This is a genomic window from Amycolatopsis camponoti (genome assembly GCF_902497555.1).
In the GTDB taxonomy this organism is placed as follows: Bacteria; Actinomycetota; Actinomycetes; order Mycobacteriales; family Pseudonocardiaceae; genus Amycolatopsis; species Amycolatopsis camponoti.
In genome coordinates this window covers 4,445,395-4,455,037 of the sequence record NZ_CABVGP010000001.1, presented here as the reverse complement: position 1 = coordinate 4,455,037, position 9,643 = coordinate 4,445,395, and the positions used below count along the sequence as shown (strand labels likewise).

The 9,643-nt window shown below is 72.2% G+C and carries 11 protein-coding genes and 1 pseudogene; 3 read left to right on the top strand and 9 right to left on the bottom strand.

Annotated elements, in window-relative coordinates:
• Nucleotides 1-276 (top strand): annotated as a pseudogene (locus tag AA23TX_RS20785) (VWA domain-containing protein); the annotation flags it as partial.
• A gap of 1 nt (nt 277) precedes the next feature.
• On the opposite strand, the gene AA23TX_RS20780 reads toward AA23TX_RS20785, so the two are convergent.
• The 7 genes from AA23TX_RS20780 to AA23TX_RS20750 are packed head-to-tail and all read right to left on the bottom strand — an operon-like array spanning nt 278 to nt 6,049.
• Nucleotides 278-787, bottom strand: a complete 510-nt coding sequence (locus AA23TX_RS20780) for a hypothetical protein (RefSeq protein WP_155544149.1) — start codon at nt 785-787, stop codon at nt 278-280.
• Nucleotides 788-810: 23 nt separating this feature from the next.
• A complete protein-coding gene (locus AA23TX_RS20775) occupies nt 811-1,272 on the bottom strand; it encodes a tRNA (cytidine(34)-2'-O)-methyltransferase (RefSeq protein WP_155544148.1) in 462 nt (153 codons plus the stop codon).
• A 3-nt stretch (nt 1,273-1,275) separates the two neighbouring features.
• Complete coding sequence (locus tag AA23TX_RS20770; RefSeq protein WP_155544147.1) at nt 1,276-1,698, bottom strand: acyl-CoA thioesterase; 423 nt, start codon at nt 1,696-1,698, stop codon at nt 1,276-1,278.
• A gap of 16 nt (nt 1,699-1,714) precedes the next feature.
• Complete coding sequence (locus AA23TX_RS20765; RefSeq protein ID WP_155544146.1) at nt 1,715-2,659, bottom strand: TAXI family TRAP transporter solute-binding subunit; 945 nt, start codon at nt 2,657-2,659, stop codon at nt 1,715-1,717.
• Entirely contained in the window at nt 2,656-4,047 is a 1,392-nt protein-coding gene (locus AA23TX_RS20760) for a sensor histidine kinase (protein WP_155544145.1), read from the bottom strand. Before AA23TX_RS20760 ends, AA23TX_RS20765 begins: the two co-directional genes overlap by 4 nt.
• Before the next feature lie 3 nt (nt 4,048-4,050).
• The gene (locus AA23TX_RS20755; protein ID WP_155544144.1) at nt 4,051-4,728 is read right to left on the bottom strand and encodes a response regulator transcription factor; all 678 of its coding nucleotides are present in this window, start codon (nt 4,726-4,728) and stop codon (nt 4,051-4,053) included.
• Between the two features lie 7 nt (nt 4,729-4,735).
• Nucleotides 4,736-6,049, bottom strand: a complete 1,314-nt coding sequence (locus AA23TX_RS20750; RefSeq protein ID WP_155544143.1) for an MFS transporter — start codon at nt 6,047-6,049, stop codon at nt 4,736-4,738.
• Nucleotides 6,050-6,233: 184 nt separating this feature from the next.
• On the opposite strand from AA23TX_RS20750, the gene fabG reads away from it, so the two are divergent.
• Both fabG and fabI read left to right on the top strand, forming a co-directional pair.
• The gene (gene fabG / locus AA23TX_RS20745) at nt 6,234-6,938 is read left to right on the top strand and encodes a beta-ketoacyl-ACP reductase (RefSeq protein ID WP_155544142.1); all 705 of its coding nucleotides are present in this window, start codon (nt 6,234-6,236) and stop codon (nt 6,936-6,938) included.
• A gap of 35 nt (nt 6,939-6,973) precedes the next feature.
• Nucleotides 6,974-7,741, top strand: a complete 768-nt coding sequence (gene fabI, locus AA23TX_RS20740) for an enoyl-ACP reductase FabI (RefSeq protein WP_013226770.1) — start codon at nt 6,974-6,976, stop codon at nt 7,739-7,741.
• Nucleotides 7,742-7,744: 3 nt separating this feature from the next.
• Here the strand turns inward: fabI and AA23TX_RS20735 are convergent, their stop codons facing one another.
• Together AA23TX_RS20735 and AA23TX_RS20730 are read right to left on the bottom strand one after the other, a co-directional pair.
• Entirely contained in the window at nt 7,745-8,911 is a 1,167-nt protein-coding gene (locus tag AA23TX_RS20735; RefSeq protein ID WP_155544141.1) for a Cmx/CmrA family chloramphenicol efflux MFS transporter, read from the bottom strand.
• Nucleotides 8,912-8,981: 70 nt separating this feature from the next.
• The gene (locus AA23TX_RS20730) at nt 8,982-9,563 is read right to left on the bottom strand and encodes a TetR/AcrR family transcriptional regulator (protein WP_155544140.1); all 582 of its coding nucleotides are present in this window, start codon (nt 9,561-9,563) and stop codon (nt 8,982-8,984) included.
• Nucleotides 9,564-9,643 lie beyond the last annotated feature (80 nt).

Genomic DNA, 9,643 nt, shown 5'->3' with positions numbered 1-9,643 from the left:
TTCGGCACGACGCACGGCTCGGTCGACATCGACGGCAAGGCCCAGCCGGTCAGCGTGGACGACGAGTCCCTGCGCGAGATCGCGCGTCTTTCGGGCGGCGACTTCTACAAGGCGGCCAGTGCCGAGGAGCTGAAGAAGGTCTACGCGGACCTCGGCGAGCAGATCGGCTACGAGCTGAAGGACGCCGACGCGAGCAAGCCGTGGGTGGTAGTGGGAACGCTGATCCTCATGATGGGCGCGGCGGCCAGCCTGTTCTTCGGGCAGAGACTCCCGTGACTCAGGCTCGGCGGACGCCGTAGAGGCTTCCGCCGAGCAGGGTCACCCCGGAGAGGACGCCGCTGACGAACGGGACCCACGCCGCGGCGGTCCCGAGCAGGGCGAGACCGACGACGCCCAGGACGGTCAGGACCACCCCGACCACCAGGATCGACCGCGCCTTCCACGCCGAGGCCAGCGCGACGAAGTGCAGGCCGACGACGGTCGCGATCCACGCGACGTTCGCCTGCACCGGCGCGTCGAGCAGGCTGAGCACGAAGAACCCGGCGACGAGCAGCACCACTTCGCCGATGACGATCACCCGGTAGCTCGGTCCGAACATCGGCCGCCCCTCGAGCGTCGGCCGGCCACCGGCCCGGACACCGAGGACCACCACGGCCGCCAGCGCGACCACGGCGAGGGCGCGCAGCACCCAGCCGATCGCCGAGGGGAGCGGGTCGCCGGAGTTGACGAGGACGAACACGGTGCCGAACGCGGCGCCGATGAGCGCCCCCAGGAACTGCTGTCGCATCCGGCGAACCTACCGGAGGGTGATCACGCGCCCGCGAAGCCGTTCTGCCGCCAGGCCTCGTAGACCGTGATCGCCGCGGTGTTGGCCAGGTTGAGCGACCGGCTGGTCGGCAGCATCGGCAGCCGCACGCGGTCGGTCACCTCCGGTGCCTCCTGCACCGCCGCCGGCAGCCCCGCCGACTCCGGGCCGAACAGCAGGACGTCCCCGGGCGCGTACGCGACGTCCGTGTACAGCCGCGTCGCCGACGCGCTGAACGCGTAGACCTTCGCCGGCAGCAGCACTTCCCACGCCGCCGCCAGGGACGCGTGCACCCGGACCCGCGCCAGGTCGTGGTAGTCGAGCCCGGCGCGGCGCAGCTGCTTGTCCTCCAACGTGAATCCGAGCGGCTCGACCAGGTGCAGCTCGCACCCCGTGTTCGCCGTCAGCCGGATCGCGTTGCCCGTGTTCGGCGGGATTTCGGGCTGGTAGAAGAGAATGCGGAACACGGCTCAGTCTCCGAGCAGGTCCGCGTAGATCTTGCGGACCGCGTCCGGCGGCGCCGCCGGACGCAGGGTGGCCGGGTCGATGAACACGTACCGGACGTTCGCCGCCGCGATGAGCGTCGAGCCGCGGCGGAGCTCGAAGTCGAAGATCAGCGACGTCGTCCCGAGGTGGGTCAGGTACTGCGAGACGACCAGTTCGTCGTCGTACCGTGCCGGCGCGCGGAACTTCAGGTTCGCCTCCGCCACCACGACGTCCGTGCGGTGGGCCAGGAACTCGTCGTGCGAACCGAACAGCGCCTTCTCCGCCTCGAACGCGCACATGTCCACATAGGCCAGGTAGTGGGCGTTGAAGACGATGCCCTGGCCGTCGCACTCGTGGTAGCGCACGCGCAGCGGCATCTCGACGATCGGGTGGCGGGGTTCGGTCACCGGCTCAATCTAGCGTTCAGCCGTGCAGCGTCCGGTACGCGGCCGCCGCGCCCGGCTGCAGCGGCACCGGCTGCGTGCCGATCAGCGTCCGCACGTCGAGGAACTGCGTGCCGACGGCCTCGGCGGGTACGAGGTCGGTCGCCCGCTCCACGAGCAGCCGGACGACGGCCGCGGCGACGTCGCCGGGCAGCGCGGGGGAGCAGACCAGCAGGTTCGCCACGCCGATCGTGCCCAGCGCCCCGACCCCGCGGTAGGCGCCGTCGGGCACCTGGACCTGGTCGTACACCGGCCCGTACGCGGCACGCAGCGCCGGGACCACGGCGTCGAGCGGCAGCAGGGCGATCGGCGTCGTGCGGGTGAGGTCCGCGAGCTTCGGCGTCGGCACCCCGCCGGACCACAGCATCGCGTCGACCCGCCGGGCGGCCAGCGCGCGGACGGCGTCGTCGAAGAGCAGGTGCCGGGCATCGACCGCGACCCCGGCCTTCGCGAACAGCCGCTCGCCGAGCTGGGCCGCGCCGGACCCGCCCGCGCCGAGCGACACCGGACGGCCCGCCAGGTCGGCGAGCCGGCGGATCGGTCCGTCCGCCCGCACCACGAGCTGCAGGTAGTTCTCGTAGACGCGGCCGAGCGCGAGCAGCGGCACCTTCGCGGTGAACGGCGCGGTCCCGGCGAGCGCCGTCTGGGCGACGTCGGCGAGCACCAGCCCGAGGTCGGCCTGCCCGCTTCGCACCAGCTCGACGTTGGCGACGCTGGCCTCGGTCGGCACGGCGGTGGCGTGCAGCCGGGGCTCGGCCCGGCTCAGCTCGGCCGCCAGCAGCTCGGCGAAGGCGAGGTAGAAGCCGCCGCGTTCGCCGGCGGCGATGGTGACCGTCCGTTCGGGACCTCCGTAGCCCGCCGTCGAGCAGCCGGCCAGGACGAGGCCGAGCCCGCCGAGCAGGGCGGTGCGGCGGGGGAGCGTCACGGCTCCTCCCGCAACGGCAGCGTGACGCGGGCTTCGAGCCCGTGCGGGAGTGCCTGGCGCAGTTCGAGAACGCCGCCGCGGGTGCGGACCTGCTGGTGCGCGATGGCCAGCCCGAGCCCGGTCCCGCGCGGGGCGCCTTCGCCGCCGGCGCGCCAGAACCGCTCGGTCGCCCGCGCCCGGTCCTCAGTGGACAGTCCGGGGCCGTCGTCGCGGACGACGAGGGTCGCCGTCTCCGGTCCGCTTTCCCAGTCCGTGGTGATCTTCGCGCCACGGCCGGCGTAGTGGACGGCGTTGTCCAGCAGCACGTCGAGGATCTGGGCCAGCTCGCCTTCCGGGCAGCGGACAGTCACCGGTTCGTCGTGCCCCGGCGGCGGGACGAGCGTCGAGCCGGTGTCCTCGGCGACCAGGCGCCAGGCGTCGACGCGTTCGGCGAGCACGGCGGCCAGATCGCAGGCCTCGTCCGCGCCCCCGGCAGCGACTCGGGTCGCCGTGCTCTCGGCCAGCGCGAGGGCCAGCAGGCCGTCGAGGAGCTTCTCCAGGCGTTCGACCTCGGCGACGGTCGCTCGGTAGGTGGCGTTGTCGCCCGCCACCTGCGCGGCCAGGGAGTCGACGCGCAGCCGCAGCGCGGCAAGGGGGTTGCGCAGCTGGTGGGACGCGTCGGCGACCAGGCGGTGCTGCTGGTCGGCCGCTTCGAGCACGGCTTCGGACATCCGGTTGACCTCGCCCGCCAGGACCCGCAGCTCGCGTGGCCCGGTGCGTTCGGGGACGTGCGCGCGGTGCCCGGCGGCGACGGCGAGGACCCCGGTCTCCAGTTCGTGCAGCGGCCGCACCATCCAGCGGGCCAGCACGACGGCGAGCAGCACGAACACCACCGCGACCAGCAGCGCCCCGGCGCCGATGGTGCCCCAGCGGGTGGCGACGTCCGCGGCCGCCGCCGTCACCGACGCGCGGAGCACGACCACGCCGGACACCCGGGTGCCGGTGCCGACCGGCCGCGCGAAGTACGCCGGTTCGGCCGACCACGGCCCGAGCCGGCCGACCTGCGGCGCCGGCTCGTTGCGCATCGTCGCCTCGACCAGCGCGTGCACCGCCGGGTCCGCCGCGGTCAGCCCACCGGCCTGCACCAGCGGCGCGCGCCGGGCGTCGACGATGACGACGCCTTCGCCGTACAGCTCGGCGTAGCGGGCCGAGTCGGCCACGAGGGCCGCGGAGTCGCGGGTGTCGACGGCCTGCTGGGCCAGCACGACGAACCGGTCGACGTCGGCGGTGCGGGAGATGACCAGCTGCTGGGTGCGCTGCTCGGCGGTGGACGCCAGCAGCGGCACGGCGAACGCGGCGACCACCGCGAGGGCGAGGGCGACCAGCACGACCAGCAGCCGGGTGCGCACGGGTCAGTCCCGGCCGAGCCGGTAGCCGTAGCCGCGGATGGTGGTGAGCAGCCCCGGCCGGTCCAGCTTCGCGCGCAGGCCGGTCAGGTGGACGTCGAGCGAGCGCGACACCGCGAGGTAGGCGTCGCCCCAGACCTCGTCCATGAGCTGCTGGCGGCTGACCGCGGTGCCGGGACGCGCGGCGAGCACGGCCAGGATCTCGAACTCCTTGGTGGTGAGCCCGACGTCGTGCCCGGCGACGAGCACCCGGCGGGCGCCGAGGTCGATCTCGACGTCCTCGACGCGCACGACATCACCGGCGTTGTCGGCCGGCGCTTCGCGGGCGACGGCGCGGCGCACGACGGCGTCCATCCGGGCCAGCAGCTCGGCCAGCCGGACCGGCTTGGTGAGGTAGTCGTCCGCGCCGAGGCGCAGGCCGCGCACGACCGAGCGTTCGTCGCCGCGGGCGGTCAGGACGATCACCGGCACCGGCGAGACGGCGCGGATCTTGCGCAGGACGTCGAGGCCGTCGAGATCGGGCAGCCCCAGGTCCAGCAGGACGAGGTCGGCGTCGCGGTGGCGGTGCAGGGCGTCGGCCCCGCGCCCGACGCTGGTGACGGGATGGCCGCGCGCGTGCAGCGACTCGGCGAGCGCGCCGGCGACACCCGCGTCGTCTTCGACGAGGAGCACGCGCACGACCATCCCTTTCTCAGCGCTCTTCCAGCTCGGAGCTCTTCGAGGTTTCCCGCATTGTGCCGTAGACGATCAGGGAGACCAGGACACAGCCCGCGACGTACCAGAAGAACACCGACTCGTGCCCGGCGCTCTTCAGCGCCTGCGCGATGAGCTCCGCGGTACCGCCGAAGATCGCCACGGTCAGCGCGTAGGGCAGCCCGACACCGATGGCGCGGATCTTCGTCGGGAACAGCTCGGCCTTCACGATCGCGTTGATCGACGTGTACCCCGCCACGACGACGAGCCCGGCCAGGACGAGGAAGAACGCGCCGACCGGGTTCCGGGTCGAGCCCATGATCGTCATGATCGGCACGGTGAGCAGCGTGCCCGCGATGCCGAAGAACAGCAGCAGCGGGCGGCGGCCGATCCGGTCGGACAGCTTGCCCGCCAGCGGCTGCAGGATCGCCGCGAGGAGGATCGCCGAGAACAGGATGATCGTGACCGTGCGCCGCGGGATGTGGGCGGTGTTCTCGAGGAACTTCTGGCTGTAGGTGGCGAAGGTGTAGAACGCCACCGTGCCGCCGAGCGTCAGGCCGACGACGAGCGCGATCTCCTTCGGGTACTTGGCCAGCGCGCGCAGCGTGCCGCGGTCACCGGCCGCCTCGGTGCCCTTTTCCTTCGTGAAGCTCTCGGACTCGTCCATGCCGCGGCGCAGCCACATGACGCTGAGCGCGGCGACCGTGCCGACGCCGAACGCGATCCGCCAGCCCCACGACGTCAGCTGCTGCTCGGTGAGCAGGCCCTGGAGGATCAGCTGGAGACCCAGCGCCAGCAGCTGGCCGCCGTACAGCGTGACGTACTGGAAGCTGGAGTAGAACCCGCGCTTGCCCGGAGTGGCCACTTCGGACAGGTACGTCGCCGACGTGGAGTACTCGCCGCCGACGGACAAGCCCTGGATCAGCCGCGCGACCAGCAGGAGGATCGGCGCCGCGAGGCCGATCGTGTGATAGCTCGGCGTGACGGCGATGAGCAGCGACCCGCCGGCCATCAGCGTGACCGAAAGCACCAGGGCGCTGCGGCGGCCGAACCGGTCGGCGAACCGCCCGAGCATCCAGCCGCCGAGCGGGCGCATGAGGAACCCGACCGCGAACACGGCGGCGGTGCCGAGGAAGGCGGCCGTCGTGTCGGTCGTCGGGAAGAAGGACTTGGCGAAGTACGTGGTGAACGCCGCGTAGGCGTACCAGTCGTACCACTCCACCAGATTGCCGATGGAGCCGCGCAGCACGTTGCCGATCACGCGTTTCTCGCTCACGGCCCCCGTGGTGGCACCGCTGATCCGGGTTGTCATCGTCGACCTCCTGTGTTGCGACTCACGGTGACCAACCAGCGGGTAACCAGCAAGGTCGGAGGGCAGTTCCTTACACGGGCTTAGGACGGTCGCGGACACCCCGGGCGCGGGTGCGCGACCCGGCGGCGCTGCCGATAACCTCGTGCCCGACATCAGCGCACGGTCGACGAAGAGGGAGAACACTGTGGGACGGTCGGTTCTGGTCACCGGGGGCAACCGGGGCATCGGTCTGGCGATCGCCCGGGACCTGGCGGAGCAGGGACACCGGGTCGCCGTCACGCACCGTGGTTCGGGCGCGCCCGACGGCCTCTTCGGGGTCCAGGCGGACGTAACCGACACCGAGCAGGTCGACGCGGCGTTCAAGCTCGTCGAGGAGCACCAGGGCGCGGTCGAGGTGCTCGTGTCCAACGCCGGGCTGACCGACGACACGCTGTTGATGCGGATGAGCGACGAGCAGTTCGAGCGTGTCATCAACGCGAACCTGACCGGCGCCTACCGCGTCGCGAAGCGCGCCTCCCGCGGCATGCTGCGCGGCAAGTGGGGCCGGTTCGTCTTCATCTCCTCGGTGGTCGGGCTCTCCGGTTCGGCCGGCCAGGCGAACTACGCGGCGTCGAAGGCCGGCCTCGTCGGCTTCGCGCGCTCGCTGGCCCGCGAGCTCGGCTCCCGCAACATCACCTCGAACGTCATCGCGCCCGGCTTCGTGCGCACCGATATGACCGACGAGCTGCCCGAGGACCGCAAGAAGCAGATCCTCGCGCAGGTGCCGTCCGGCCGGTACGCCGAGCCGTCGGAGATCGCCGCCGCCGTGCGCTACCTGGCCTCCGACGAGGCCGGCTACGTCAACGGCGCGGTGCTGCCGGTCGACGGCGGCCTCGGCCTCGGCCACTGACCTCTCTTCATCCCGAACCAAGACTTGGAGGACCCGTGCCCGGACTGCTCGAAGGCAAGCGCCTGCTGATCACCGGCATCATCACCGACGCGTCGCTCGCCTTCCACGCGGCCAAGATCGCGCAGCAGGAGGGCGCGAAGGTGGTGCTGACCGGCTTCGGCCGCATGTCGCTGGTCGAGCGCATCGCGAAGCGCCTGCCCGAAGAGGCGCCCGTGATCGAGCTGGACGTCACCAACCAGGAGCACCTCGACGGCCTCGCCGACAAGGTCCGCGAGCACGTCGACGGCCTCGACGGGGTGCTGCACTCGATCGGCTTCGCCCCGCAGACCTGCCTCGGCGCACCGTTCCTCGACGCGCCCGCCGAGGACGTCAAGACGGCGATCGAGATCTCGACGTACTCGTACATGTCGCTGGCGAAGGCGTGCCTGCCGCTGATGGGCCGCGGTGCGTCGTACGTCGGCATGGACTTCGACGCGCGCGTCGCTTGGCCGGTCTACAACTGGATGGGCGTCGCGAAGGCCGGGCTCGAGTCGGTCAACCGGTACCTGGCCAAGGAGCTGGGGCCGCAGGGCATTCGCGTCAACCTGGTCAGCGCGGGCCCGATGAAGACGATGGCCGCCAAGTCCATCCCGGGCTTCGTCGACCTGGAGGACGGCTGGGGCGAGCGTGCGCCGCTCGGCTGGGACAGCACGGACCCGGACCCGGTGGCCAAGAGCGTGTGCGCGGTGCTGTCGGACTGGCTCCCCGCCACCACCGGCTCGATGATCATGGTCGACGGCGGGGTCCACTTCCTCGGCATCTGAGCCTCACACGGCCAGCGGCTCCCGGTCGCGGTCGTCGTTCCGCTGGACGACGACCGCGACCGTGACCGCGACCAGCGTCGTCGCTCCGAGGGCGATGCCCGTCCACGCGACGCTGGGGAAGCCCAGGCCGGCGCCGATCGCGAGGCCGCCGAGCCACGGCCCGAGGGTGTTGCCGACGTTGAACGCCGAAGTCGTGCTGGCGCCGACGAGCGTCGGCGCGTTCCCGGCCACGGCGTAGGTGCGGACGTTGAGCGCCGGGTTGGCCCCGAACCCGGCGGCGCCGAACACGAGCACCGCCGCGACGGCGACCCCCGTGTCGGTCGTGAGGGCCAGGACGAGCAGCGACGCCAGGGCGAGCCCGACGCAGCCGTAGAGCGTGGCGAAGGGATGGCGGTCGGCCAGCCGCCCACCGGCCGTGATGCCGATGAGGGCGCCGACGCCGAACAGGGCGAGGACCCCCGGGACCCAGGCCTCCGGCAGGCCGTCCGTTTCGGTCAGCAACGGGGCGAGGTAGCTGAACGCGGCGAAGATCATGGCCTGGCACAAGGCGATCACACCGAGCGCGAGCCAGACCCGGCCGCGCCGGTACAGCCGCAGCTCGGTGCGGACGCTCATCCCGCCGCCGGTCGTCTCCGGCACCAGCGCCGCCACTCCGGCGGCCGCCAGCAGGGTCACGCCCGCCACCGCCCAGAACGCCGTCCGCCAGCCCGCGTGCTGCCCGAGGAACGTTCCCGCGGGGACGCCGGCGATGTTGGCCACCGTCAGCCCGCCGACCAGCACCGCCATCGCGCGGCCGCGGCGCTCCACCGGCACCAGGGCGATCGTCGTCGCCACCGCGACGGCCCAGAAGCCGGCGCAGGCGAGCGCGGCCACCACCCGCGTCGCGAACAGCAGCGCGTACCCGGTGGACAGCGCACCCACGACGTGCGCCCCGAAGAAGACCGCGAGGAGCGCGAGGAGCGTCCGGCGGCGGGGGAGCCGCAGGGTGCCGATCGCCAGCAGCGGGGCCCCGACGACCATGCCGATGGCGAAGGCGGAGATCAGCAGGCCGGCGTCGGGGATGGTGACGCCGAGGTCGGTGGCCATCCCGGGGAGCAGGCCGGTGATCATGAACTCGGACGTGCCCAGCGCGAACACGCTGAGCCCGAGGACGAAGACGGCCAGGGGCACGGGTCCTCCTTGGTTGTGTATCGGTCAGTACAAAATTGAGGCAGCGGTTTGGCGCGCCACTGGGTGTTCTCTATCGAGTGATCGCGGACAGGGCGAGATCGGCGACGGCGTGCATCGCCTCGGGGCTCGCGCCGCGCCGCGACATCACCCGGAGCCCGGAAATGGTGCTGAGCAGGAACTCGGCGACGTCGGCCGGGGCGCGGCCGTCCCGGAGGCTGCCGTCGAGAACGCCCTCCCGGGCGCTGCCGGTGAGCAGGGCGAGCTGCTTTTCGGTGTCTTTTCGCAGGGCGGCGCCGACCTCGTCGTCGGGGGTGCCGAGTTCGGCGAGGGTGTTGACGACGAGACAGCCGCGGCGGCCGTGCCGCAGCTCGTCGTCGATGAGGTCGTCGAACATCGCCGCGAGGCGGTCGGCGGCGGTGCCCGGTCCTTCGAGGACCGCCTTCCGGCCGGCGAGACCCTGGGCGCTGTAGTGCGTCAGGGTGCGCTGGAACAGGGCTTTCTTGCTGGTGAAGGTGTTGTAGACGCTGCTGCGCCCGAGTCCGGTGGCCTCGCACAGGTCCTGCGTCGAGGTCGCCTCGTAGCCGCGCGTCCAGAACGCGTGCATCGCGCTCTCGACGGCGGCGGTCTCGTCGAACTCCCTTGGCCTGGCCATGGGATGAGGCTACCAGGGTTTTGGACTGGTCGATTCATAACGGGCCCGCCTCAGCGTGCGGGCCGCCACATCGGCAAGAT